Genomic DNA, 26,002 nt, shown 5'->3' with positions numbered 1-26,002 from the left:
AATACAAATAAGTAATGAAAATGTTCAAATGGTATCTTCGTGAACAAATCCGACATACCCTGTTATGCAAATCCCGTTTTAAAGGGCAATGTGAAATGAAATAACTTATCAGGAAAGCTCACATCAATTTACGTCATGCACAAAGGATATGTTTTATTCCATAATTGAACAATTAACTATTGACAGCCATTCCCAATTCTCCATTCTTAATTCCCAATTCTCCATATTCGCAACCGAATCCCAAAATGCAACATGAACGATTATTTTGAAGCCAACAAAAAAGTGTGGAACACGCGTACTCCTGTACATATCAACTCGGAGTTCTACAACATGGAGTGGTTTAAGAAGGGTGCAACCTCATTGAAACAAGTTGAACTGGAGGAACTCGGTGATGTAAAAAACAGGAAGTTGCTTCATCTGCAATGTCATTTTGGACAAGATACACTTTCATGGGCGCGTTTAGGCGCAAAAGCTACCGGCGTGGATTTTTCAACGGCCGCTATCGCGACAGCTAAAAATCTCTCTGATGAATTAAAGCTGGATGCCACTTTTATTTGCTCAGACATTTATGAGCTTGATAAAATCCTGCACGAATCATTTGATGTTGTTTTCACTTCGTACGGCGTAATCGGTTGGCTGCCTGATCTTGATAAATGGGCTTCCATTATTGCGCATTTTCTCCGTTGTGGCGGAACATTCTACATAGCCGAATTTCATCCTGTTGTCTGGATGTTTGACAATAACTTTGAGAAAATAATTTATCCGTATCATCAAACCGATGTGATTCAGGAAGAAGAATCAGGAACATATGCGGATCCTGATGCAACCATAAAAACAACTTCTTACACATGGAATCATGGTCTTGGAGAAGTAGTGACGGCATTAATCGCTCACGGACTTAAAATCGAATTCCTCCACGAATTTCCTTTCTCGCCATACAATTGTTTTCAAAATACCGTTGAGGGAACTGATGGAAATTTCAGAATAAGAAATTTAGAAAATTTAATTCCGATGATGTATTCCATCAAAGCCACCAAACAATAACAACTATTCAGCAAACATGATACAATTAAGAAGTATCAGAAAATCGTATGGGTCGCACACAGTTGTTGAGGTGTCCCACTATCAGCTCAACAACGGAATCTACTGGTTGAAAGGAATCAACGGTTCAGGCAAAACAACTTTAATGAAATTGATCGCCGGCCTGTTACCATTTGAAGGAGATGTGGTAATTGATGATACTATCAGCATAAAGAAAAACCGAAGCGGTTATTTACAACTCGTTAATTATGCAGAAGCGGAACCGTTGTATCCGCCTTTCCTATCGGGAAATGATTTGTTGCAACTATTCGCGAAAACAAAGCAAGCTCCCAAAGAACAGTCAGACGAACTGGTAAATGCATTGCAGGTAAGTTCGTTCATCCAAAATCCATTGGGCACTTATTCAAGTGGTATGATGAAGAAAATTTCTTTATTGCTTGCTTTCATCGGTCAGCCAAAACTGATCATGCTCGACGAACCCTTGGTAACAATAGATGATAAGACTGTGCCCATTATCAATAACCTCATTCGTGATTACCATGAAAAAAATGGCGTCACCTTTTTATTAACTTCTCACCAGGCATTTGAATCCAGCGCTTTTCCAATTACGCATCAACTCCAAATGGAAAACAACACTGTTAAAACTGTTGGATGATGCAACTCAGTCAACTATATAATCGTGTAATCGGTGTTCCGTTTTATCAACGCAATGCAGGATTGTTCCTGTTTATTTTTATCATCATGTTTGGTATTATTCCAGGGCCGTTATTGCTGAATTATCATCTAACGTTGATGTATGCCATGCTGGGATCATGGATTTTTATGCTGATTGTTTCCGGTGTATGGCTGTTGTATGCATTGAAATGTTTTCAGTTTACGATTAAAACAATCGCTGAACCGCGTCAACAGTTTTTGTACATCACTTCCGCAATACCAAAAAAAAATCAATTCAATGCTTTACTTCTCACGCAGCTTTTTATGTACCTGCCCGTGCTTGTTTATGGATGTATTGTTGCCCTTGTGGGAATTTATTCCGGTGAGTTTGCTGCTGCTGTTTATGTAATTGGTTTTCATTTGCTTGTTTGCCTTCTCAGCGTTTGGTATTATACAAGAAAAATCAATCGCCCGGATCCGGCACAGACTTTTTTCCTTGCTTCAATTTTAAGGATGCGGTTTAAACAACCATTCCCCATGTTTTTTATCTCACAACTGCTGAATGAGATGAAAGTGATTTTCGTGGTAACAAAATTTTTCTCTGCAATAATCATCATAGCTTTCCTGAATGGTTTCTTTATTGACTCGTATGATAGCCGGGTAGTCATGTTAGGTTTCATGGCCGGTCTCACCGCACATTGTGTGATGGTTTTTGAATTCAGAAAATTTGAAGAATCACTGGTTGGCTTTTATCGCAATCTTCCGGTAAAAACCGTTAACCGATGGTTGAATTTTGCGTTTGTCTATTTTCTGATCCTGTTACCTGAATGGATCATTTTTGGGTTTGCAATTCCCGACAGGTTGCATGTTGAAGATACCTGGTGGTTGCCTTTTTTCGGAACGGGCATGTTGATGGTGTATCATTGCCTGCTTTACAAACCGCCACTCGACATGGAAAAATACCTGCAATGGATATTCGGAATATTTGCGGTATTCTTTTTTCTGCTGCTATATAAATTATACCTCCTGATTATTTTGATGCTGCTTGCTTGCTCCTGCTATTATTTTTTTCGCTGGTATTACAGGTTTGAGCAAACCGAAGGTCAGTTGTAAGCGGATTTCAACTTTGTCATCAATGCTTTGCATCCGCGTCAACAACTTATTTCCGCCACTTCGGAAATGATTTTTAACTTTAGAACCTGACCTTCATCACTATGAAATTATTTTACAGGATTTCCTCTCTTTCACTTTCACTGTTACTGTTCATTCATTTGCTTTTTACCAGCAGTAATTCATTTTCCCAAATTCCTACAGAACAGGATTGTCTTGGTGCGATTCCGATCTGCGATTTTATCTGGACTACTGCCAGCTCAACTTTGGGAAGCGGTAATTATCTGAATGAAGTAAGTCCCGGAACCTGCCTTGTTTCAGGAGAATTGAACAGCACCTGGTTTACTTTTACCGTGATCAGTTCCGGCGATCTTGCTTTCGTGATAACGCCCATTGATCTCACTGCCGATTATGATTGGGCATTGTATAATCTCACGAATGCATCGTGCGAAGAAATTCCGACCAATGGTTCGTTGATGGCGAGTTGTAATTCGTCTGAATATGGTGTCACTGGTATTTCATCGGACGGTATTGGTAACTGGAATGGCCCGGGCCCGACGCTTGCATTTAATTATTTGTTGCCGGTAATTGCCGGAGAAACTTATGCATTGAACATTCACAACTGGAGCACTTCTAATGGAGGTTATTCCATCGACTTCTCTACCGCTACTGCCACCATCTTCGATACCGTGCCTCCCACTTTACAAATAGTTTCACCGATTGGATGCGATCCGACTTCACTCACCTTCACGTTTTCTGAAAACGTACTATGCAGCACCGTACAGGCTGGTGATTTTTCACTTTCAGGGCCAGGTGGACCTTTTGTAATCAGCAGTGTTTCAGGTGCGGCCTGCGCCAGTGGTGGTGTTCAGGAAAAAACTTTTACCATCAATTTCACACCTGCGTTAGAAAATGCCGCAACCTATACTTTCGGATTAACCGGCAATGCCGATTATGTAACGGATCTCTGCGGAAATGTTGCCGACACTTCTTCCATCCAGTTTACTGCACCCGGTCCTTTAATTGAGATCGACTCCATTCATCAGCCTATCTGTAGTGCCAACAGCGGAGCTATTTATGTTTCCGGAAATTCCGGAAACGAACCTTACTCCTATTCATTGAATAGCGGCACATCTCAATCAAGCGGAGCATTCGAAGGCCTTTCCACAGGCGCGTATTTAATGACCGTGAAAGACAGTACAGGATGCACAGACACAGCAACTGTGATATTAGTACCTGGTCCGGGCGGTGTAAGTGCCGGGATTCTTTCTTCCACCAATTTAAAATGTCCGAATGAATGTACAGGCAGCATTACCGCTACAGGAACAGGTGGCACATCACCCTACACATATTCCTGGTCGAATGGTGGTCCGCCGGTTTCCACCATTAATAATCTATGCGCCGGATTTTACACTGCTACGATCAGTGATGCTGCCGGTTGTTTTGATACGGCAAGTATTCAGTTGCAACAACCAGATACTTTTTCCATAACAACACAACAATTAATGCAACCTTCCTGCAATGGTTATGCAGATGGCCAGATCACGGTTTCTGTTACGGGTGGAACGCCGGGTTACACTTATCAATGGTCACCTTCCGGCGGAACCGGTTTAACAAGCACAGCCATTGCTGCAGGTTTATACACTTTCACGATAGTAGATGCCAATCAATGTGTATTCAACTATAGTATCGCACTTCCGCAACCTGCAGTAGTTTCCATTTCACCACCTGTCGATACCACGATTTGTGTGGGAACAACCGGAAATTTATTTGCACAGGTAGGCGGAGGCACAGCGCCTTACGCTGTTACCTGGGAAGATAATTTTACCGGGAATCCATTTCCAATCAATCCAACAAGCGATGCATCGTACACAGCAGTCGCAACTGACAGTCATGGTTGTTTCAGCGAACCACAATTATTTTCGGTAATCGTTGACCAGGTTCCGGTGTTTGAATTGGGAAATGACTCATTGCTTTGTATCGGTGATTCCTTGCAGTTATTTGCTGCTTTTCCAGGCGCTCAGTATAGCTGGCAGGATGGATCTACCGATGATAACTTTACCATTCATGTTCCGGGAATTTATTGGGTGAATGTTTACAACTCTTGTTTTACAACAAGTGATACGCTGAATGCTGATTACACTGATTGTTCAGCATGTGTGCATTACCCGTCAGGTTTTTCTCCTGATGGAAATCAACAGAATGATTTATTCCGGCCCGTGATTACCTGTCCGGTGAGTGATTACAACATGAAAATTTTTAACCGTTGGGGCCAGTTGATTTTTGAAACCAGCAATGTAAATGAGTCATGGAACGGCGAGTACAAAAATCAGCCTGCTGATGTTGGTGTGTATGTTTGGATGGTAGATTATACAGGACTGCGACGCGCAACTTACTTTACTGAAAAGCTGTCTGGTAACATAACTTTACTGCGTTGAGTTTGATAGTATTGAAATTTTGATTTCGCCTCATGGTAAATGATTGCTAAATTTGGGTTTCCCCGTTTTTGAATGAGCCACTTTTACAAGACATTATTGGGATTTCTCTTTGCAGCTTTCACCTGCTGCCTGATGATGCAATCCAGCCAATCCTTTTCCCAGGTTCCTACCTTTCAGGATTGCCTTGGTGCCACGCCGGTTTGTAACCAGGTGTATCAAACACCCAGTTCAACTTTCGGCACCGGTAACTATCCCAATGAACAAGGTCCGGGCAGCTGCCTGATTCCGGGTGAATACAACAGTAGCTGGTACACTTTTAATATCACCACCAGTGGAACCTTTGCATTTACCATTATACCGGGCTCTCCAAGCGCGGATTATGACTGGGCAATGTATAATCTTTCAAATGCCACCTGTGCAGAAATACAAACCAACGGATCGCTGATGGTGAGTTGTAATTCATCCCAATATGGATTTACCGGTATTTCGGCAACCGGCGTCGGAAACTGGAACGGAGCCGGTCCAACGAACGCATTCAATGCATTGCTGAACGTGACGGCCGGCGAAACATATGTACTGAATATTAATAACTGGAGTGGAACTAATGGAGGTTATACCGTTGACTTCAGTGCTTCCTCTGCTTCCATTTTCGATACTGTCAAGCCTTATATTGATACGGTTGAGCAAGTGATCTGCAACGACAATCAACTTACCTTTACTTTCTCTGAAAATATTTTGTGTGGCTCTGTGCAAGATGCAGATTTTATGCTCACAGGTCCTGGTGGTCCATACCTTCTCAGCAGTGTTACAGGAACTACCTGTGCTGCCGGCGGTAGCGCTGAAGTTACTTTTACCGCTTCAGTTTCTCCGGCTATTACAGTAGGCGGAAATTATTTTTTGCACATCACAGACTTATCAGGATCAGTTACCGATCTCTGTGGCCTGAATGCTGATACAGCGGCAACAGCATTTTTTGTAAGCGCTGTTCAGGCAGTTCTTGATTCTTTTGTTGAGCCCACTTGCGGAGGATATAATGGTGAAATATATGTGTCGGGAACAGTGGGAACGCCACCATACGAATTTTCTATGAATGGAAGTCTATATCAAAGTGCCGGTTCATTCACAGGGCTCGATAGTGGAATCTATTACATTACTGTAAAAGATGCTTTTGGATGTGTGGATACCGTTGCTGTTACTTTCCAAGGATCATCAGGTGCGGTAAACGCTACTAAAATATTTGCTAAGGATATCAACTGTTTTAATGCCTGTGATGGATCTATTTCTGTTTCGGGTTCCGGTGGAGTGCCCCCTTATGTTTATACCTGGACGAATGGTGCGCCGCCAAGTGCTAACGTCGGAGGACTTTGTCCGAATACTTATAAAGTCACGATCACAGATTCTTATAATTGTTTTGATACATTGAGTATTGAACTGAAGGAACCACCTGAAGTTCATTTTGATGTAACCAGCCTGAAAAATGCAGTTTGTTATGGTTATAAGGACGGAAGTGTTTCGTTGAATATTTCTGGCGGTAATCCACCATTCACCTATGTATGGACACCTTATGGCGGTGGAAGTAATGTTGCAAGTGGTTTAGGCGCAGGTGAATACAATCTGTTGCTTATTGACATTCATCAATGCAAATACGATACGATACTGACGATTAAGCAACCTGCACCTGTTGGCATCGTTTATCCCGGTGACACCACTATTTGTTTTGGAACGGAAGCAAGCCTTACAGCTCCTGCCGTGGGTGGTAATGCGGGTCAATATGGAGTGATCTGGGACAATGGAGCTTCAGTGGATGATCCATATATCGTTCAACCTTTTCAGGATGAAACTTATACCGCAGTTGCATTTGACGATAGCAGTTGCTTCAGTGCGCCTCAAACCTATCGTGTTTATGTGGCGCAAAAACCTTTGATTGAACTGGGCGAAGATTCTATACTGTGTTATGGTAATGTTTTCTTTAAAGATGTTTTCTTTCCCGGAGCAGAGTACTTGTGGCAGGATGGTTCCATTTATCATGATTACGCGATCCGCGAACCCGGTTTATATACTGTTGAGGCGTACAATAGCTGTTTTCACACCTACGATTCAATCTATGTCGGATTTGATGATTGCGGAAGTTGCCTGCATGTGCCAACCGCCTTCACACCAAACAACGACGGATTGAATGATGAATTCATTCCTGCTATCGGTTGTGAATTTACAGATTACGATTTCAAAGTATTCAACCGCTGGGGACAAATAGTGTTTTTTACAAGCGATCCCAATGCCGGCTGGAACGGACTAAACGGGGATCAACCTTCAGAGTTGGGAACTTATGTATGGACTATTAAATATGCAGGTACTGAACATGGTTTGAAACTCTCGGAGCAAATGAGTGGTGGAGTGGTTTTGATAAGATAGAGAGAATTAAGAATTAAGAATTATGAGTTATGAATTGTATGAGGCCTTTTATCTATAGTCATATCTTAAGTTTGCATCTTTAAAATTCTAAATCAAAACATTAATGGATTTCCCAACCATCATCGCATCGTTTGGCGTTAGCCTGCTGTTGATTGCTTTCTTTCTGAATATGTTTCATTTTTTGAATGAAAAAAGTCTCCTTTATATTTCACTGAATCTTATTGGCGCTGCCATCTCCTGCTATGCTTCTTACCTCATTCAGTTTATGCCCTTTGTAATTTTAGAAGGAACGTGGGGCGCAGTAGCACTTGGAGGATTGGTGAGGAAGATGTATGGGAAGCATGAAGTATGAGCAATGTTATGAGATTCAATGTGCCAATGAAATTGATGTGCCGATGAACTTAATGACTAATGTCCAATGACTAATTAAACCCACTAACGACTAAGGACTCACGACTAACGACTTTCTCACTACTCACTACTCAATCTCCACCACAAACGGCATTCTCGCCTGCACTCCATGCATCTGCGAAAGAAGTTGCATTTGTTCATATACTGAATAAAATGGACCTAGTTTTTCCCTGATGGCACTGTTTTCTTTTCCTTCACGAAACATGCTGATAAGTTCAAACATATCCTTGTCTACTTCGGGAAATTCAACAAGCCGGTAATTGGAAGATTTTGCAAGCCGGACTGCTACATTGATAGCATCTTCCAATCCACCCAGTGTATCCACTAATCCAAATGCAAGTGCCTGGCTGCCCGTCCATACGCGACCTTGTGCGATGGTATCTACCAATACTTCACTGATCTTTCTGCCTTTCACTACTGTTGCTTTGAAGTCATGATAAATAGAATCCACGCCTCGCTGAACAATTAATTTTTCGTCTTCCCGCATCGGACGTGAAGCATCTCCGAAATCCGAATACTTGCCGGTTTGCACACCATCGAAGTGGATACCTAATTTATCTTCAAACAGCTTTTGCATGTTCGGATAAATACCAAACACTCCAATAGATCCTGTGAGTGTATTGGGTTGTGCAACAATTTTTGTAGCATACGCTGAAATATAATAACCACCTGATGCAGCATAATCGCCCATGGAAACCACCACCGGTTTCTTAGCGGCTGCCAATTGCACTTCACGGGCGATAATGTCGGATGCCAAAGCACTTCCACCGGGAGAATTTACTCTGAAAACAATGGCTTTTACCTTATCATCTTCGCGTAATTTTCTGAGTTGCTTCACATATTTTTCAGAACCAATATTGTCATCATCACCTTTTCCATCCACAATATCTCCGTCAGCAAAAAGCAGGGCAATCTTATCGGTCTCTAAACTCACCTCTTCTTTTTTTCCGGGTACGGAAAGATATTTTACGAGGGAAACCATTTCAATCTTGTCCTTTTCATCCAGCTTCAATTGTTCTTTCAGGTAATCACGCACCTGATCATCAAACCAAACTTCATCTACGATGCCATATTTTTTTGCGTCTGATGCATTTTGCACCAGCAAGTTATTGTTGATGCTGTCTAATTGCCCAATTCCGATCTTCCTGCTCTCCGCAATATTCTTCATCACTTTGCCATGCACATCATTTAAAAGCGTTAGCGTCATCAGTTCATTCTCCTTACTCATCGAATCGAGCCGGAAAGGTTCGGTTGCCGATTTGAATTTGCCATCATAGAAAACCTGCGCCTGCACTCCTACTTTGTCAAGCAATCCTTTGAAGAACATATATTGTGCGCTCATGCCATTGAATTCAACAATACCCTTAGGATTCACAATTACTTTATCAGCAACGCTGCAGAGGTAATAAGCTTTTTCGGAGTACAGTTCTGAATAAGCCACGATAAACTTCCCTGATTTTTTGAAATCAATTAAGGCGTTTCTGATCTGATCAGTGTTCGCCATTCCCAAACCGATGTAACCGAAATTGAGGTAGATCCCTTTTATGGAAGGATCTGTTTTTGCTTTCTCAATATTCTTCATGATATCGTAAACACCGGGTGCAACAGCCGGTTTAAAATCAGAAAATGAAAAACCCTGAAAAGGGATGTACGTTGTTTGCTCAGGAATTTCGTAGCTGAGATCAAGGCTTAAAATACTGTTCGATTTAATACTGACCGTTTCAACCGAAGAAAATGATGTTGCAATTGCTGCAAAAAAAGCAATAATAATAAACAGCAGCAGGAACGTACCGATCACAAAAGCCAGTAAAGAACCAAAGAAAATTTTCCAGAAACTCATGTAGACAGTTTTTTTTAAAGTAGACGATAAGGCCGCAAATTTATGTTAAATATGTATGTTAACGCCGGAGTATTATCTTCCACACCGAAATGATGCGCTACAATTACATCACGGTTGAAGGCAATATCGGAGCAGGCAAAACCTCGCTTTCGAATATGCTGGCACGTGATTTCAACGGCAAGCTGATTCTCGAACAGTTCGCTGACAATCCGTTTCTGCCACTGTTCTATAAAAACCCAAGACAATACGCTTTTCCGCTGGAGTTATTTTTTCTTGCTGAACGATACCAGCAACTGAAAGACGTGGCAGCCACTCGGGATTTATTTTCTTCTTTTACTGTAACGGATTATCTCTTCGCGAAATCGCATCTTTTTGCCAGCATCAACCTGGTGGAAGAAGAATTCAAACTCTTCAAGCGTCTTTCTCAAATCGTTCAGGGTTCACTTCCGGATCCTGATTTATTGCTTTATCTCCACAGTCCCGTTCCTGTTATTCTTTCGAATATTGCAAGGCGCGGCAGACCTTACGAAAAAGACATTACGGGCGAATACCTTGGAAAAATCCAACAGGTTTATTTCGATTATTTTAAAACTCAACAGCAATTGCGCATTGTAATTCTTGATGTAGCTGACATCAATTTTATTGAAAATAAAAATGATTATAACAGGATTATTGATGTGCTGCAACAAGACTATCCTGCGGGCACTACAATGATTACTTTATAGTCGCGATTATGTAAAAAAAAACCTTTGTTAAATCAATACAATCCTTACTTTTGCGACGTTCGTGAAAAACGATTCATTATGGAAGAAACAAAAAAGACATCCAAAGGACTTTACTGGCTATTGTTTTTTATTTCCTTTTCTGCCCTCGTTTTATTACTCATCTTCCTTCCACAATGGTTTTGGGTAAGTCTTCCTTTTACAATTACCTTCCTTGCCGGAGCCATGGATGCATTGTAGGTGAATTGTTCCATTTAGTGGCCGTTTGATCAGTTACCTTACTGAATACGATTCATTCCGATTTCATATCTATTTCCAACTCTATAATTGAAAGTGAATGGCAATGCATGTCGCAGTAAGAAAGTGATTTACTTTCCTCTTAAAAGTTTACACAATCCTTCTACATTTGTTCGCATGGTGCGAAAGATTCTGTTTCTGATTTTTGCAGCAAGCTGTTTGCTGGTGCCTGCAACCATATTTGCGCAATCCGGTAGTATCGGAGGAAAAATAACGGACAAAAGCGACAACAGTGAACTGATCGGAGTAACCATTATGGTAACCGGAACGCGCTATGGCGCCGTAACCGATGAAAACGGAAAATATTCCATCAATCTGCCGGCTGGCATCTATACGCTCAACGTGAGTTACATTGGTTATGAGAAGACATTATACACTGGTATTGCGATTAAGCAGGACGAGCATAAAATACTGGACATTCAGCTTAATCCGACTGCAGTTACAATTGATCAGGAAATTGTGATTATTGGCGATCGACCTTTGATAGATGTGGAAGAGTCAAAAAGTTCTTCGCAGATCAGCAAAGATGTGATTGAAGCGGCACCTACACGCGCAGTGCAAGGCTTACTGAATACACAAACAGGTGTGGTGCTGAATCCGGAAGGCATTCATATTCGAGGAGGCAGAACCTATGAAACAGGATTTTATATCGATGATGTTTCTGCAACAGATCCACTGGCCGGAACCGGTTTTGGAATTGACATTGGCACCAATGCCATTGATAACATTGATGTGACAACCAGCGCTCCCGGAGTGGAATACGGAGATGCTACTTCCGGTATTGTAAATACAAAAACCAAAACCGGTGGTGATAAATTTGCACTAGCGCTTTCACTGAAACGGGATAATTTCGGATTCAACAGCGACAATAATTCCTGCTTTAATCAATCAACTTACGAAGCGGGATTTGGTGGTCCGGTAAAATTTAAAAAAGAAAAGCCCGCGAAACTTCATTATTTCAGTTCTATAAAATTTAATTTCACTGATACATATATTAAAGCGCCTGCCGGCCAGGTGGTCTCGTCCATCTATCCGGATGTTTTCTGGACCCCCTATGAAGACAATCGCTGGGCCGGCATGTTGAAATTGAATTATGATTTCAGCTCCTCAAAAAAATTATCGTTCTCTTACCTTCGCTCCATTACGGTGAACCAGGATTACAATATGTTGCGCATCACTGGAAATGATGTGGGATTTACACCAGGTTATCAGTTCAGTTTTGCATTGCAACCTGACAATGCCAATACTTATACCCATGATACTAATCTTGAAACAGTAAACTGGAACCATACGCCCAAACCAAACATTTCTTACAAGGTTTCGCTTTCACGGCTTTTTGTTCATCTGCGTGCCGACGCGAATGGTCGTGATTGGCGACCAGCCGAAGTAAGCAGTGAATTTGATCCTTCCTCCATCGTTGAATTTCCTACCACGTATTTTAATCCGGATGACTCGATTGTATTCGTAAATCCTGCACCCGGACTGTATAACAATGATGGTATTGCAACCTTGTGGCACGATCACTATGTAGAAGATTATACTACAAAAGCCACCGGCACTTTTTATTCAAAGAATACACTCAACCGGTTTTATTTCGGCACTGAATTCAAATGGGAAGAATTGCAATGGATAGATATTACACGACCATGGATTGGAGCACCTATTCAGTTACCTGACAGTCAGTACACACAATCATTCAGATTAGGAGATGTAAGTGATGTATGGAAAGTAAATCCAATCAAAGGCGCTTTTTTTGTTTCTGATAAGTATAAATTTCATGGACTGATTGCTGATGTTGGTTTGCGTCTTGAATATTGGATGCCCGGAAAATTTGTAGATGATGCAGTGTATAATCCCGAAACTTTAATAGCCGATGAAATTCGGGAGAGTTATCTTGATCACACGATCAATTTTATGGGGTTAAGAACAAAGGTTAGATTGTTGCCCAAGCTTGCTGCTTCATTTCCGATTAAGGAAAACCAGGTGATGTATTTCAATTACGGTCAAAGTACCATTTCACCGCACCCCTCTTATATCTACACCGGCCTCGATCCATATTATGCTGATCGTTCGACGTTGGGTTTCATCGGAAATCCCGACCTGAATCCTGAAGTGGATATTTCTTATGAGTTAGGATTAAAGTCGCAGATCTCACAGAATGACGCGTTGGATATTTCAGCGTACTGGAAAGACAAATACGATTTCATTACATCAAGTACTATATTATTGGAAGATGCTACCGGCCGTGAAGTGAGCCGTACGATTCGTATCAATGCAGATTACGCTCGTGTTCGCGGTGTAGAAGCCACTTATATTAAACGCATTCAAAAATGGTTTGAATCGAGTTTATCTTTTTCTTACAGCGTTGCCACCGGACAGAGTTCTTCTGCTTCGCAAGGACTTGAAGAAATTCTTGCCACGGGAAACAGTGTAAGTGCTAAAGAAACGTATCTCGCCTGGGATTCGCCGGTGGATGCCAAGGGTTATGTATTGCTGACGGCAAATAATGCCGATGGACTGTTTGGAAAAAAATGGATCAACTATTTCAGCTTTTATACGGAAGCGATATACAGAACTGGAAGAAGATACACACCGTACTTATATACAGGAACAGAACCGAGTTCCGGAAGACCCATTTATGAAGTGGATTCTGACCCTGATCATTTGTACAGCGATCTCTCCGTATCTTCCTTTTGGCTGAATGCATCTTTAAAAAAATGGTTTGTACTGAAGAAGGTACAGTTAGCGCTTACTTTTGAGCTGACCAACCTGTTAAACAATAAAAATACAGCGATTGTAAATCCGGTTACCGGAAGCGCTTATGAATATGGAGATGATGTGCCAACGGAATGGCGCGATCCACGATACATTGATCCACGCGATCCGCGTTCATCCAATATTCCACCTGATAATCCATCAAGGTATTATGAGCAGCGGCATTTTTTGTTTGGGGTTTCGATGAAGTTATGATCGTTTAAGAAAATAGATGGCCAATGATCTTTATCCAGTCATGAAAAGACCTCAACAAAGGAAAAATTGTATTGTTGAATTAAGACAGACTTGCATTTATTGAACAAACTGGCATCACTTCCGGAAAATCTGAAAAAGGAAGTGAAAGATTTCATTGAATATCTTCAAAACAAAACCAGGAAACCAATGAACAAGTCTAAGCGCGTTCCTGGATTAGCCAAAGGAATGATCAGGATGAGCGAAGATTTCGATGCACCGCTTGAAGATTTTAAAGAGTATATGTAATGGATATATTTAGCAGACCTGATCTGTTTTAGATTATTTCTCCAACCTTTCAGCGGGCCAGGACATTACCACTTGCTGATTATAGAATGTTTTATAAAAAATCACGCACGAAATTAAAAACAGCAGCCACGTAAAAACGGCTATAAGATTAAACATCACCACATACAATAACACAATAAACGAAAAGAAAACAACTGGCAGATACCTTTTCATCCTAAGTCCGCTCCAATATAAACTGCACCTGAAGAAAAGTGCAGTACCTATTCCAAAAAGAAGTGCCTGCATTCCCAACATTAAATGATACCTGCTGAACAACCATATGCATTCAGGCAGGATCAGTAACACATAAACAATGGCAAGTTGAATAAACAACACCAACCTGTTATAAGGCATGTTTCTGAAAAGACTCAATCTTGTTTCTTCAAAACGTTGCAATTGATAGAGGATATAACTGTGTGAGGTTGCAATAGCCAACATCGCAATACCGGCAACTCTTACATCCTGATAAGGAGTTTCGAATGACAACACCATGGTGGTGATGATACCATAAGACAAAACTTTCGTCAATAAATAACTGAGTTTCATGCGGTCCATCATCTGGTAAATACCGAGACTGAAATAAGGCTTGCTCCACCCCTGGACGATTCTCAATAAAAACGATTGCGTGTTTCCGTCCTGTAACCTGTTCACCGCATGCAGATACAAGAAGGCACTGGAGGTTGTAAGTATAAACACATATAAAAAAATGAGCGCAGGCAATAAATAATAATGGAATATCATTCCAAAAATTCCTGCAAACAATACATAGATGATTACTGGAAGGAGTATCATTAATTGCACAAGCATCCAGCTTTTAAACTGTCCGGCCTTTTTAAGGGAAGAAACACTGTAAAATATAAATGCATTATCACGCATCGCTAACTGCTTCACAACATAACTCCAGCTTTTTATGGTATACAACAACCAGATTACCGACATGATCATAGCAACCAGCGGACTACTAATGAAAGTCATGACGATGATAAAGTGGTAATATGTCAAAGTTTCTTCCGGCAGGAGTTTAACATCTCCTACCGTTTCCATAAAAAAACCATAGCTGATAGCGGTAACAAAAAAGAAAATCAGCATTCCTGCATTGGCGCGAAAAAATCCTTTCGCGAATATTTTCAAAAGAGGAATTGTTACGGGAGCATTCATTCAGCGATGAACTTTAATGTCTTGTCTTCGACGATGATTTCATTCGCATCAGCTAAAACTGTAAGATCTAAATCCTGGTGTGATGAGAGGAAAAAACCTGTTCCATTTTTCCTTTGAGCATTCTCAATCCATTCATAAATAATTTTCAGCGCAGCAGCATCCAGTGTAATGAGCGGCTCATCCAGTAAAATCAGTTTGGGTTGCCCAAGAAAAGCCAGCACCAACGATAATTTTTTTAACATGCCACTTGAATAGGTACCAAGTGGCCTGTCAATAAATGCCTGCATTTTTATTGATTCGATAAAATAATCTTCCTGTCCAGGCAGTGCATCCTTTGCCTTTGCAAATAAATTAATCATTTCTCTTCCCGTCAGAAATTCAGGAAACAGGGGTTCAGCTTCTGCAAAATTCACCAACCTCCTATAAACAACAGGATTCTTTTTAATAGTCATTTTTCCATTGAGCTGAATATCGCCTTCAAAAGACAAGATGCCTGCTATGGATTTCAGCAAGGTGGTTTTACCAGAACCATTAACACCTCTTATCCAATAAATGCCATTGCTTACCCCGAGATCGCCGATCTCCAGTGCTGCATAATTTCCATAAGACTTCTTAAAATTTATAAAACGAAGCATAATGATTTTACAACCGTGGATTATGTTTTACGTAATAAACGCAAGCTTACTTCATCAACTTATTCCATACATCCCACAACACAATTCCAACAGCAACACTGATATTGAATGAATGCTTTGTTCCAAATTGAGGAATTTCCACCACCTGATTGGCCAAATGAAGTAATTCACTTTGAATGCCTTCCACTTCATTGCCAAATACAAGTGTGTATTTTTTTTCCTTTCCCGGATTGAAATCCTGCAGCGAAATACTTTCCGTGGTATGTTCCGCTAAAACGATTTCGAAATCCTGCTGCTTCAATTCTTCCAATATTGTTTTCGTATCCGGAAAATGAAACCATGCAACCGATTCCGTGCTGCCCAGCGCCGTTTTCAATACCTCACGATTTGGCGGACAAGGTGTAATTCCACAGAGGTAAATGGTTGGAATACCAAAAGCATCGCAAGTTCTGAAAACGGAACCAACATTGTGTCCACTTCGCACATTGTCAAGCACCACTACCAACGGCATTCTTCCCGAAGCTTTATAAGCTTCAACGGTGAGCCGGTTCAATTCCTCCATTTTTAATTTTCGCATCAATGTAAAATCAGCAGCAAGTTAATGTAGTATTTTTCTGAACAGATGCAGAAGTAATAAAAATCATGACAGAATGCTTTTCTTTGTGGTGGCATTTGTCGTTAACTTGTTTATTTCTTTCTAAAATATTATAAGCAAAAGCCACACAAACGACACCGGTTATTTATAATTGTACAATTATTCGTCAAGCACCTGTTCTATCTTTCCATGGTAATATTACCTTGCAACCCTTATTTTTAGTTACCTCATTTTGAAAAAAAATTCTGAAATAAAAGAAACCCCGTTGATGGGGCAATACAAACAAATCAAGGCGAAATACCCTGATGCCATCCTGCTTTTCAGGGTGGGAGATTTTTATGAAACCTTCGATACAGATGCGGTAACAACCTCTCAGGTTCTTGGAATAGTATTAACCAAACGGGCTAACGGGGCTGCGACTTATACTGATCTTGCGGGATTTCCTTATCACGCGCTGGACACTTATTTACCCAAGCTCGTTCGTGCAGGTTATCGTGTCGCTATCTGTGACCAACTCGAAGACCCGAAGCTCACAAAAACCATTGTGAAAAGGGGCGTGACTGAACTGATAACACCCGGTGTTACAGACAATGATAAAATTCTGGATCACAAGAGCAATAACTTTCTCTGTTCACTGCATTTTGAAGGAGATTCACTTGGCATCGCTTTCCTTGATATATCTACCGGTGAATTTTATGCAGCACAAGGCAATGCTGATTACATCGATAAATTATTGCAGGGTTTCAAACCTACAGAAATTATTTTTTCCAAAACCAGACAAAAAGATTTCCGGCAATTATTCGGCACCAAGTATTACACCTATGCTATTGACGATTGGATATTTCAGTTTGATTTTACCAATGGATTGCTCACCAAACATTTTGAAACACAATCGCTAAAAGGTTTTGGGATCAGCGAATTAAAGCAAGCCATTGTTGCATGCGGTACAGCCTTACATTACCTGCAGGTTTCTGAACATCCCAATCTCGATCACTTAACAGGCATTTCACGCATTGAAGAAGAAAGATATGTGTGGCTCGACCGTTTTACCGTTCGCAATCTTGAAATACTTCATAGCAATAACGAAGGTGGAAAATCGCTGCTGCAGGTGCTGGATCAGACACTTTCTCCAATGGGCGCACGTATGCTTCGTAAATGGCTTGTGCTGCCACTTAAGGAAATCATACCCATTGAAGAAAGACTTCACTTTGTTGAACTGCTTATCAAAGATCCTGAATTGACGAAGCAACTGGCAGTGCTTATCCGTCAGATTGGAGACCTCGAACGGTTAATTGCAAAAGTTGCATTGGGAAAAATCAGTCCGCGTGAAATTATCCAGATCAGAAGAGCATTAATTGCCATCGGTCAGATCAAACAATTATTGGGTGAACGGAATGAAGCACCCTTCCTTAATTGCGCCGATCAACTCCATCCATGTGAATTAATCAAAGAACGCATTGGAAAAGAAATCAGGGAAGATGCACCACCGGTTGCTGCAAAAGGCGGCATCATCAGGGAAGAGGTTTCAGAAGCTTTAGACGAGCTGCGAAAGATTTCGCATTCGGGAAAAGATTACCTGCTGAGTATTCAGAAAACTGAACAGGAACGAACCGGAATTACTTCGCTGAAGATTTCTTTTAATAATGTTTTCGGATATTATCTTGAAGTTACGCATGCTCATAAAAGCAAGGTGCCGGAAGATTGGATCAGGAAGCAAACGTTGGTAAATGCCGAACGTTATATCACTCCGGAATTGAAAGAGTATGAAGAAAAAATTTTAGGTGCGGAAGAAAAAATTCTTCACCTCGAATTGAAATTGTTTAATGCACTGGTTACTTCACTAAAAGATTATGTGCCTCAGATTCAGTTAAATGCCCAAACGATCGGAAGGCTCGATTGCCTTTTTTCATTTTCACAAATTGCAATAAAAAACAATTATTGCAGACCGAAATTTCATGAAGGTTATGCGATGGAAATAAACAATGGTCGTCATCCTGTAATTGAACAGCAACTGGCACACGATCAAAATTATGTTCCGAATGATGTATTGCTGGATGATAAAACACAACAGATTATCATTATTACCGGTCCTAACATGGCGGGCAAATCTGCATTTATCAGACAAAATGCATTGATCGTTTTAATGGCGCAAATCGGAAGTTTCGTGCCGGCTTCCTCTGCTTCTATCGGAATAGTGGATAAAATATTTACACGTGTCGGAGCATCTGACAATCTCTCGTCCGGTGAATCTACGTTTATGGTGGAAATGACGGAGACAGCAAGTATCCTGAATAATCTTTCAGACCGGTCGTTGGTGATTCTTGATGAGATTGGTCGTGGTACGAGCACTTATGATGGCATTTCAATAGCCTGGGCGATCGCGGAATTTTTGCATGATTATCCGAAAGGAAAAGCAAAAACATTATTTGCAACACACTATCATGAATTGAATGAACTGGAGAATAAATTTGAGCGGATAAAAAATTTCAATGTATCCGTGAAAGAAGCCGGCAACAAAGTGATCTTCCTCCGCAAGTTGCAGCCTGGTGGCAGCCAACATAGTTTTGGCATTCATGTTGCAAAAATGGCCGGTATCCCATCACATGTGGTGAACCGCGCCAATGAAATACTGGAAGAGCTGGAAGAAAAAACAATTGCAAAAAACCTGCAGAACAAAGTGAAGAAAATGCCCGTGCGCGAAATGCAGTTAAGCATCTTCCAGCAGGAAGATCCTGAAATCGTGAAGCTGAAAGAATGGATGGAAAAAATAGATCCTAACGCGCTTACACCGATTGAAGCCCTGATGAAAATACATGAAATGAAAGATAAGCTTAAAAGAAAATGATCCGGATTTATCCCGGAAATATTTGTTGCCATATTTGCATGATGCGTCTTCCTGCTCTATCATTTTATATATAAAGCGAAATCTTTTCATAACAACGCTTACAGATTTCTGTAATCAATCAAGATCTCTTTCATTCGAAAATTTCAGAGATAATATCAGGCCTATCTAAAAAATAAAAGGGCTCCGAAGAGCCCTTTCATTTTCCTTTCGACTGGTATAGAATTATTCTTTAATGACTTTGATCATCTTTTCAGTAGTACCCTGACTAACTCTTACGAAATACACACCTGCTGAGAGAGATTCATTGATCTCGAACGGAGCTGATGTATCAACGCCTGTGTACTCATGAAGTGTTCTTCCGCTTAAGTCAACCAGACGAACATTGGCAAGTTCATTTGAACCTGATGCCATGTTGATCACAAATGATTGGTTGAATGGATTAGGATAAGCTTCAGCTGTGAAAATTTCAGTCAGACCTTCTTTACAGTCGTTCGTAACTTGTTTTTCTTTCACATCAATGCAATTGGTTTCAGTAACAGTAACTCTCACTTTATATTTAGCCGTTGTGGTTGAATTGTAAGTAGAGTTGGTCTGTCCGGCGATTTTCACACCATCCTTGTACCAATTGAAAGTAACACCAGTGTTAGGAGTACCTGTATAGGTCAGCAATTTCTTTCCAGAAACGCATGGGCCAATAGAGAAGTTAGCAACTGGTTTAGGTTTTACTGTTAAAGTAACAGTCTTGGAGCACTCACCGCCATCACCTGTAACGGTGTAAGTAGTGGTAACGCTACCGGTAGCAACAACAACAGCACCGGTTGTTACATTAAGACCGTCTGCAGGTGCCCAGGTGTAAGTAGAAGCGCCTGAAGCTGTAATAGTCTTGGTTTTGTTTTGGCAAACTGAAGGATTGCCGGGAGTAATATCCATGGTACAAAGTTCATGGCAGACAATAGGAAGAATCATCTGACTTACATATAGACCCCAGTCGCCAGGATACTCAGAGAATACGTGCCATGAATTATCAGAAAACTGATCTACAGAAGTTACAAGACCTTCGCAGCTTAGTCCGGTTCTGTCAAGAGTTGAAACCAAAGCTACAGTGTCATTCTTTTTGTAACCGAAGTTAATACCGATGTAGAAAAGACTGTCAGCAGGTATTGCAACCGGTGAATTGAATTGAACGTAAGTAAGGTCCGCATCGATGTTTACATCATCTGATATTGTCTGGTATGACACCAGTTTCTCAGAAAGGATAGTACCTGGAGCACCTGGATTACCATCTGCGAATGTTCCGTCATTGTCCCAAACGCGTACTTTTACTTTATCTACAGTATTTGCAGCTTTTGCAAATCCGAAATAGAGCAATACACCTTTGATGGTAGTTCCCGGAAGATAGAAAATATCAGCCTTGGAAACGTCGCCGTATTCATTTTGGCCACAAACATATCCGCCCGTTGTTGAATACAATACCAATTCGTCATCCACACAAAGATTAACGAAAGTGTCGCAATCTTCAATCCGTTGAGACGAACCCATCATTGATGGTTTTGCCTTGCCTAAATTTGTTTTGATTTGTGCTGTTCGCGCGGTTTGTGCGAAGGCATTGATTCCCATCAATGTTACGAGCACGAGTAGAATGGAAAGTCTTTTCATGTTTAGTTTTTTGTTTTTTGGTGAATAATTGAATTTGTGAAAGGAGCATCAAATATACCTTTTTATTGAAATTATACAACACAGAAAAAAGAAATTTTTCAGTTAAATAAAAAGTTATGATTGGTGATTTCATATTAAAAAAGATTGAGCGTGGTAGCATTTGATCGTGAATCCATAGAAAGCGACTTCGTTTTATTCGTTTTCCTCATTGTAATATTTTACGCTAAATTTGCAGTTCTAAAATCAAAAAAATCATGAACCACCTTAGATCACATTTTTCAACAACATTTGGATTTGCTTTAGCACTTGCTTTTTTCCTTTCAACTCAGGTAACATTTGCGCAAGAACCTACCAAGGAACAAAAGCAGCGAAACGAACAAAAAGCTGCCCAATCAACAACGGAGCAAAAACAGGAAAGAAGCAAACAGGAAGCTACTGATGCTAAAGAACCTACTGCTGAACAGCAACAGAAAAGAGCAGAGCAGCAAAAAGCGACTTCCGCTTCAACCATGTCTGATGCTGATATGAAAAAAACTTACGATGATCGCATCAAAAGGTATAATGAAAATTATGAAAATCTCAGTAAGAGAGCGGCCGCTACCAATAATCCTGAAATGAAAAAAGACATTACTGCTTTGCAAGCTCAAATGAATGAAGCTAAAACAGGGATGGATAATTTTATGAAGAATAAAGATACAATGACTCCGGAACAAAAAGATCGTGCGCAGGCTTCCCTCAGACAACAAGAAGAAGAGTTGAAGAAGAAATATGAAGAGCTGAAATCAAAATATGCTTCCTCCGGTTCAGGTAAATCAGCAGCTGACAAAGAGAGAACCACTCAGAAAAGAGCTGAGGCAGCTCCTGCAGAAACACCAAAACAATAATAGCGACCAGCATTTTTTTATAAAAATCCCCCGGAAATTTCCGGGGGATTTTTTTTTGCGGCCAAAGTAAAATCACTCCAGCCCTGAGAGTGGAAAATATTAATTGTTCCGTGTTAATTGCCTGATCAGGGCGTTAACATCTCTACGTTGTCTTCCTGTTCTTTATAGCGCATGATCATTTCAAGTACATCCGGTACTACATCAGAACAGATGGTAATGAAGGCGCCCCGTTGGCCGTTTTTTATTACATAATCAATCGCTTCAGGTTCACTTGGAATAATGGTGGTTTTTTTATTGCCACCAACGTCCTTAATTCCACGCATCATCAGGTCAATGATTTCATCTGAAGAACGACCACGTAAATTTTTATCCTGACGAATCACGATTTCATCAAATGAACGGGCTGCAACACGTCCCAGCTCAATAATGTCTTCATCGCGCCGGTCACCAACACCAGCGATAACGCCTACTTTTGGGGTACCGTCAACTTTATCTACAAATTTTGCAAGCTGTTCAAGGCCCGCATAGTTATGCGCATAATCTACCAACACCTGGAAATTCTTAAACTGGAAGAGATTCATACGTCCGGGCGTAGTGGCAGGTGACGGAATAAAAGTGTGCAATGCCGCACGAATGTCTTCAATCTTAAATCCCCGAAGGTGCACAGCTAATACAGCAGGCAATACGTTCTGGATATTGAAAATTGCTTTCCCTCCAAAAGTTAACGGAATGCTGTTGATTTTTTCCACTCTGATCTTCCAGCTCCCTTTACAAATGGTGACATATCCGTTTTCAGCCACTGCGGCGAGACCACCATTAGCGAGGTGTTCTCTGATACGCGGATTATTCTCATCCATGCTGAAGAAAGCAATCTTGCATTCGAGTGCCTCCCGCATTTTATAAACCAGATCATCATCTGCATTCAGAATCGCGTAACCATGAGGCCAAACACTTTCAGGAACGACTCCTTTCACCCGTGACAATTGTTCTATTGTTTCGATGCCCATCAATCCGAGATGATCAGGTTGCACGTTGGTAACAATTCCGATGTCGCAGTGGTCGAAGCCTAAGCCTGCGCGAAGAATTCCTCCCCGTGCAGTTTCTAACACTGCTAATTCGACAGTTGGATCTTTCAATACAAATTGTGCAGATACAGGACCTGTGCAATCACCCCGCATCATCATCTGGTTTTGAATATAGATACCATCAGTTGTAGTAAATCCAACTTTATAACCCACCTGTTTTACAATGTGGGCAATCAATCTTGTAGTGGTGGTTTTTCCATTGGTACCCGTAACAGCAATAATCGGAATGCGCGCAGAGCTTCCGGGTGGATACAGCATGTTGATAACAGGTTCAGCCACATTGCGCGGCAACCCGTCAGTTGGTGAAAGATGCATTCGAAAACCAGGCGCTGCATTAACTTCAAGGATAGCGCCACCTGCTTCATTGATAGGCTGACTTAAATCCGGTGTCATGATATCAATACCGCAGATATCAAGTCCGATAATACGCGCAATCCGCTCACACATAAATATATTATCGGGATGAACGAGATCTGTAATGTCTGTAGCAGTACCGCCTGTTGAAAGATTCGCAGTGGGTTTGAGCCACAATTCTTCTCCAACGGGCAATACTGAATCAAGTGTTAATTTCCGTTCGTCCAGAATATTCATCGTGAAGTCATCAATTTTGATGGCTGTCAATACATTTTCATGGCCATATCCTCTGCGGGAATCAGTATTTACAATATCAATCAGTTCGCGAATCGTTGAACTTCCGTTTCCAAGCACAGAGGCCGGCGTGCGCTTTGCCGCAGCCACAAATTTGTAATTGATCACCAGTATACGATGGTCATAACCCACAATATATTTTTCAATGATTACGGCTCGGCCATACTGTTTAGCCGCCACCAGGCCTTTTACAGCATCCTCCCAGTTTCGGAGATTTGTGGTAGCACCCTTTCCATGATTGCCATTTACTGGTTTCGTAACGATAGGATAACCTATTTTTTTGATTGCATCGCGAAGATCATCTTCATCGTAACCTATCACTCCTTTCGGAACAGGAATTTCAGCCTGTTCCAATAAGTTTTTTGTTTCTTCCTTATCACAAGCAATTTCTACAGCAATGCTGCTGGTGGTACTGGCTACCGTTGCCTGCACTCTTTTTTGGTTCACTCCATAACCTAACTGTACAAGTGAACGACGATTAAGACGAATGTATGGAATGCCGCGGCTAATCGCTTCTTCCACAATAGAGCCGGTGCTAGGTCCCAGCCGGTATTCTTCTCTTATTTCACGCAGATTTTGAATGTCTTCTGCCAGGTTATACTCCTTGCCATCCACGAGCGCCTGGGCTATCCTGACAGTTGCTTTTGCAGCATAGATGCCTGCTTCCGCTTCCATATAATTGAACACCACATTATATACACCCCGCTGACCTGTTTCCCGCGTACGACCGAATCCGACATCCATCCCTGCAAGTGTCTGAAGCTCCAGCGCCATGTGTTCTATTACGTGTCCCATCCACGTGCCTTCTTCAACACGTTGAAGAAAGCCACCTGGTTTTCCTTCAGAACAATGATGATCATATAACGATGGAAATAATTTCGCGAGCCTGTCTTTGAATCCCGGGATTTTGTTGGTAGGAAAATCTTCCAGTTCCTGAAGATCAAGTTTCATCACGATCAGTTTATGTCTTCGGATGGACCAGTAATTAGGACCGTTCATTGGACGGATGTTGAGTATTTCCATTGCTAACGATGAGTTTTGTTTGTTTTTGGTTTCAGGTGCAATGCTGCATAATCGTACAAATTATTGAAAAAATATTCAAAAAAATCAGGAAGGTTTATTAGCCTTTCATTATCAGTAATAAAAATTACAGATTCACGGAAAGATAATTCTTCAATAATTGATATATTCAAATAGAAAATAAGGAAGAATACAAATATTACCATTCAAAAATAAAAATGGTCATTGGAGATGCTGATGCAACCTATTGATGCATTAACAACTGATGTTGAAATCATTTTACGGTCAACTAATCTTATTTATGAAGATCAGTTAATTTTACGGCAATCATCCAAAGCCATTTATGAATCATCCTAAAGGAAAACTAATTGCCATTGGTGGAGCAGAAGACAAGGGAACCGACCTCGAATTAGGTGTTATCCATCGTAATAACCTTAATTTTTTTGAACTCGGAATTTTAAGAAGGATTGCCGTTGAAGCCGGTAACCCTGACGCAAGGATTGAAGTAATTACCACTGCTTCATCTTCCCCAAAAGAAGTGGGAGGAAACTATAAAAATGCATTTGAGAAAATCGGATATTTGAATGTTGGCCACATTTCCATCCGTAACCGTGATGATGCTGTTGATAAGGAATTTATTCAACGCGTGAAAAAAGCAAATGTGGTAATGTTTTCCGGAGGTAATCAATACCGGCTTACCTCTACATTTGGCGGCACAGAAATTCTTCAAATATTACATGATCGATATCAAAAAGAAGATTTTGTAGTTGCAGGTACCAGTGCGGGAGCAATGGGAATGTCAAATACTATGATCTACGAAGGCAATAGCGGACGTTCACATTTGAAAGGTGAAGTGAAAATCACCACCGGCCTTGGTTTTAATAAAGATGTAATCTTTGATTCTCACTTTGACAAACGTGGTCGCTTTGCACGACTTGTGCAGGCCATTGGTGCAAACCCTTCTTGCCTGGGTGTGGGTCTTGGAGAAGATACAGGCGCTATTATCACCGAAGGCAACCACCTTGAAATAATTGGTTCGGGTATGGTTACTATTATTGACGGTCACCAGATCCGGCATTCCAACATTGCTGATATTCCGGAGGGAACTCCTATTTCTATAGAAAACCTGATTGTTCATTTTTTAACTTCAGGTGATCGGTTTAATATTCTACATCGCAAGATGGAAGCGAAACCGGTGGAGGAAAATGTGGAAGATTGAGAATTGAGAATTGAGAATTAGGAATTGGGAATTGGGAA

The 26,002-nt window shown here is 41.0% G+C and carries 19 protein-coding genes; 13 read left to right on the top strand and 6 right to left on the bottom strand.

What is annotated here, in order from left to right; all coding sequences use genetic code 11:
• Positions 1-252 precede the first annotated feature (252 nt).
• The 6 genes from IPO83_03035 (at position 253) to IPO83_03010 (ending at position 8,007) form a co-directional block, all read left to right on the top strand.
• Entirely contained in the window at positions 253-1,044 is a 792-nt protein-coding gene (locus tag IPO83_03035; protein ID MBK9730255.1) for a class I SAM-dependent methyltransferase, read from the top strand.
• Between the two features lie 16 nt (positions 1,045-1,060).
• A complete protein-coding gene (locus IPO83_03030) occupies positions 1,061-1,696 on the top strand; it encodes an ABC transporter ATP-binding protein (protein ID MBK9730254.1) in 636 nt (211 codons plus the stop codon).
• A complete protein-coding gene (locus tag IPO83_03025; protein ID MBK9730253.1) occupies positions 1,693-2,808 on the top strand; it encodes a hypothetical protein in 1,116 nt (371 codons plus the stop codon). The genes IPO83_03030 and IPO83_03025 overlap by 4 nt, the downstream gene beginning before the upstream one ends.
• A 101-nt stretch (positions 2,809-2,909) precedes the next feature.
• A complete protein-coding gene (locus IPO83_03020; GenBank protein MBK9730252.1) occupies positions 2,910-5,243 on the top strand; it encodes a gliding motility-associated C-terminal domain-containing protein in 2,334 nt (777 codons plus the stop codon).
• Between the two features lie 72 nt (positions 5,244-5,315).
• Complete coding sequence (locus IPO83_03015) at positions 5,316-7,655, top strand: gliding motility-associated C-terminal domain-containing protein (GenBank protein MBK9730251.1); 2,340 nt, start codon at positions 5,316-5,318, stop codon at positions 7,653-7,655.
• Between the two features lie 169 nt (positions 7,656-7,824).
• Positions 7,825-8,007, top strand: a complete 183-nt coding sequence (locus IPO83_03010; GenBank protein MBK9730250.1) for a hypothetical protein — start codon at positions 7,825-7,827, stop codon at positions 8,005-8,007.
• A gap of 126 nt (positions 8,008-8,133) precedes the next feature.
• On the opposite strand, the gene sppA is transcribed toward IPO83_03010, so the two are convergent.
• Positions 8,134-9,906: a signal peptide peptidase SppA gene (gene sppA / locus IPO83_03005; GenBank protein ID MBK9730249.1), complete on the bottom strand. Its 1,773-nt coding sequence runs from the start codon at positions 9,904-9,906 to the stop codon at positions 8,134-8,136.
• A 92-nt stretch (positions 9,907-9,998) separates the two neighbouring features.
• Between sppA and IPO83_03000 the strand changes: the two genes are divergently transcribed.
• The 4 genes from IPO83_03000 (at position 9,999) to IPO83_02985 (ending at position 14,180) form a co-directional block, all read left to right on the top strand.
• Positions 9,999-10,631 (top strand): deoxynucleoside kinase, encoded by a 633-nt coding sequence (locus IPO83_03000; protein MBK9730248.1) that lies wholly within the window; start codon positions 9,999-10,001, stop codon positions 10,629-10,631.
• 78 nt (positions 10,632-10,709) lie between these two features.
• Positions 10,710-10,868 carry a hypothetical protein gene (locus IPO83_02995; GenBank protein MBK9730247.1) on the top strand — a complete coding sequence of 53 codons (159 nt, stop codon included), beginning with the start codon at positions 10,710-10,712 and terminating at the stop codon, positions 10,866-10,868.
• A 174-nt stretch (positions 10,869-11,042) separates the two neighbouring features.
• The gene (locus IPO83_02990; protein ID MBK9730246.1) at positions 11,043-13,895 is read left to right on the top strand and encodes a TonB-dependent receptor; all 2,853 of its coding nucleotides are present in this window, start codon (positions 11,043-11,045) and stop codon (positions 13,893-13,895) included.
• Between the two features lie 78 nt (positions 13,896-13,973).
• Positions 13,974-14,180, top strand: coding sequence for a DUF2281 domain-containing protein (locus IPO83_02985; protein MBK9730245.1), 207 nt, complete (start codon positions 13,974-13,976; stop codon positions 14,178-14,180).
• Between the two features lie 33 nt (positions 14,181-14,213).
• On the opposite strand, the gene IPO83_02980 is transcribed toward IPO83_02985, so the two are convergent.
• The 3 genes from IPO83_02980 to IPO83_02970 are packed head-to-tail and all read right to left on the bottom strand — an operon-like array spanning position 14,214 to position 16,589.
• Positions 14,214-15,377, bottom strand: coding sequence for a hypothetical protein (locus tag IPO83_02980; protein MBK9730244.1), 1,164 nt, complete (start codon positions 15,375-15,377; stop codon positions 14,214-14,216).
• Positions 15,374-16,012 carry an ATP-binding cassette domain-containing protein gene (locus IPO83_02975; GenBank protein ID MBK9730243.1) on the bottom strand — a complete coding sequence of 213 codons (639 nt, stop codon included), beginning with the start codon at positions 16,010-16,012 and terminating at the stop codon, positions 15,374-15,376. The genes IPO83_02980 and IPO83_02975 overlap by 4 nt, the downstream gene beginning before the upstream one ends.
• A 46-nt stretch (positions 16,013-16,058) precedes the next feature.
• Positions 16,059-16,589 (bottom strand): RNA methyltransferase, encoded by a 531-nt coding sequence (locus tag IPO83_02970; GenBank protein ID MBK9730242.1) that lies wholly within the window; start codon positions 16,587-16,589, stop codon positions 16,059-16,061.
• 286 nt (positions 16,590-16,875) lie between these two features.
• Between IPO83_02970 and mutS the strand changes: the two genes are divergently transcribed.
• Positions 16,876-19,452 carry a DNA mismatch repair protein MutS gene (gene mutS, locus IPO83_02965; protein ID MBK9730241.1) on the top strand — a complete coding sequence of 859 codons (2,577 nt, stop codon included), beginning with the start codon at positions 16,876-16,878 and terminating at the stop codon, positions 19,450-19,452.
• Between the two features lie 222 nt (positions 19,453-19,674).
• Here the strand turns inward: mutS and IPO83_02960 are convergent, their stop codons facing one another.
• A complete protein-coding gene (locus IPO83_02960; protein MBK9730240.1) occupies positions 19,675-21,108 on the bottom strand; it encodes a T9SS type A sorting domain-containing protein in 1,434 nt (477 codons plus the stop codon).
• Positions 21,109-21,362: 254 nt separating this feature from the next.
• On the opposite strand from IPO83_02960, the gene IPO83_02955 reads away from it, so the two are divergent.
• A complete protein-coding gene (locus IPO83_02955) occupies positions 21,363-21,992 on the top strand; it encodes a hypothetical protein (GenBank protein MBK9730239.1) in 630 nt (209 codons plus the stop codon).
• 125 nt (positions 21,993-22,117) lie between these two features.
• Here IPO83_02955 and cphA read toward each other — a convergent pair whose 3' ends face one another.
• A complete protein-coding gene (gene cphA / locus IPO83_02950; GenBank protein MBK9730238.1) occupies positions 22,118-24,748 on the bottom strand; it encodes a cyanophycin synthetase in 2,631 nt (876 codons plus the stop codon).
• Positions 24,749-25,088: 340 nt separating this feature from the next.
• Here cphA and IPO83_02945 point away from each other — a divergent pair, with 340 nt between their 5' ends.
• Entirely contained in the window at positions 25,089-25,964 is an 876-nt protein-coding gene (locus IPO83_02945) for a cyanophycinase (protein ID MBK9730237.1), read from the top strand.
• Positions 25,965-26,002: the final 38 nt, after the last annotated feature.

The sequence above is a fragment of the Chitinophagaceae bacterium genome (assembly GCA_016717285.1).
Taxonomy (GTDB): domain Bacteria; phylum Bacteroidota; class Bacteroidia; order Chitinophagales; family UBA10324; genus JACCZZ01.
The sequence above is the reverse complement of the archived record's forward strand: the minus strand, read 5'-3'. Positions and strand labels throughout refer to the sequence as shown.

Excerpts from the sequence above, each read along its gene's own strand:
- IPO83_03035 (MBK9730255.1), top strand. The coding sequence starts at position 253 with ATGAACGATTATTTTGAAGCCAACAAAAAAGTGTGGAACACGCGTACT.
- IPO83_03030 (MBK9730254.1), top strand. The coding sequence starts at position 1,061 with ATGATACAATTAAGAAGTATCAGAAAATCGTATGGGTCGCACACAGTT.
- IPO83_03025 (MBK9730253.1), top strand. The coding sequence starts at position 1,693 with ATGATGCAACTCAGTCAACTATATAATCGTGTAATCGGTGTTCCGTTT.
- IPO83_03020 (MBK9730252.1), top strand. The coding sequence starts at position 2,910 with ATGAAATTATTTTACAGGATTTCCTCTCTTTCACTTTCACTGTTACTG.
- IPO83_03015 (MBK9730251.1), top strand. The coding sequence starts at position 5,316 with ATGAGCCACTTTTACAAGACATTATTGGGATTTCTCTTTGCAGCTTTC.
- IPO83_03010 (MBK9730250.1), top strand. The coding sequence starts at position 7,825 with ATGTTTCATTTTTTGAATGAAAAAAGTCTCCTTTATATTTCACTGAAT.
- sppA (MBK9730249.1), bottom strand. The coding sequence starts at position 9,906 with ATGAGTTTCTGGAAAATTTTCTTTGGTTCTTTACTGGCTTTTGTGATC.
- IPO83_03000 (MBK9730248.1), top strand. The coding sequence starts at position 9,999 with ATGCGCTACAATTACATCACGGTTGAAGGCAATATCGGAGCAGGCAAA.
- IPO83_02995 (MBK9730247.1), top strand. The coding sequence starts at position 10,710 with ATGGAAGAAACAAAAAAGACATCCAAAGGACTTTACTGGCTATTGTTT.
- IPO83_02990 (MBK9730246.1), top strand. The coding sequence starts at position 11,043 with ATGGTGCGAAAGATTCTGTTTCTGATTTTTGCAGCAAGCTGTTTGCTG.
- IPO83_02980 (MBK9730244.1), bottom strand. The coding sequence starts at position 15,377 with ATGAATGCTCCCGTAACAATTCCTCTTTTGAAAATATTCGCGAAAGGA.
- IPO83_02975 (MBK9730243.1), bottom strand. The coding sequence starts at position 16,012 with ATGCTTCGTTTTATAAATTTTAAGAAGTCTTATGGAAATTATGCAGCA.
- IPO83_02970 (MBK9730242.1), bottom strand. The coding sequence starts at position 16,589 with ATGCGAAAATTAAAAATGGAGGAATTGAACCGGCTCACCGTTGAAGCT.
- mutS (MBK9730241.1), top strand. The coding sequence starts at position 16,876 with ATGGGGCAATACAAACAAATCAAGGCGAAATACCCTGATGCCATCCTG.
- IPO83_02960 (MBK9730240.1), bottom strand. The coding sequence starts at position 21,108 with ATGAAAAGACTTTCCATTCTACTCGTGCTCGTAACATTGATGGGAATC.
- IPO83_02955 (MBK9730239.1), top strand. The coding sequence starts at position 21,363 with ATGAACCACCTTAGATCACATTTTTCAACAACATTTGGATTTGCTTTA.
- cphA (MBK9730238.1), bottom strand. The coding sequence starts at position 24,748 with ATGGAAATACTCAACATCCGTCCAATGAACGGTCCTAATTACTGGTCC.
- IPO83_02945 (MBK9730237.1), top strand. The coding sequence starts at position 25,089 with ATGAATCATCCTAAAGGAAAACTAATTGCCATTGGTGGAGCAGAAGAC.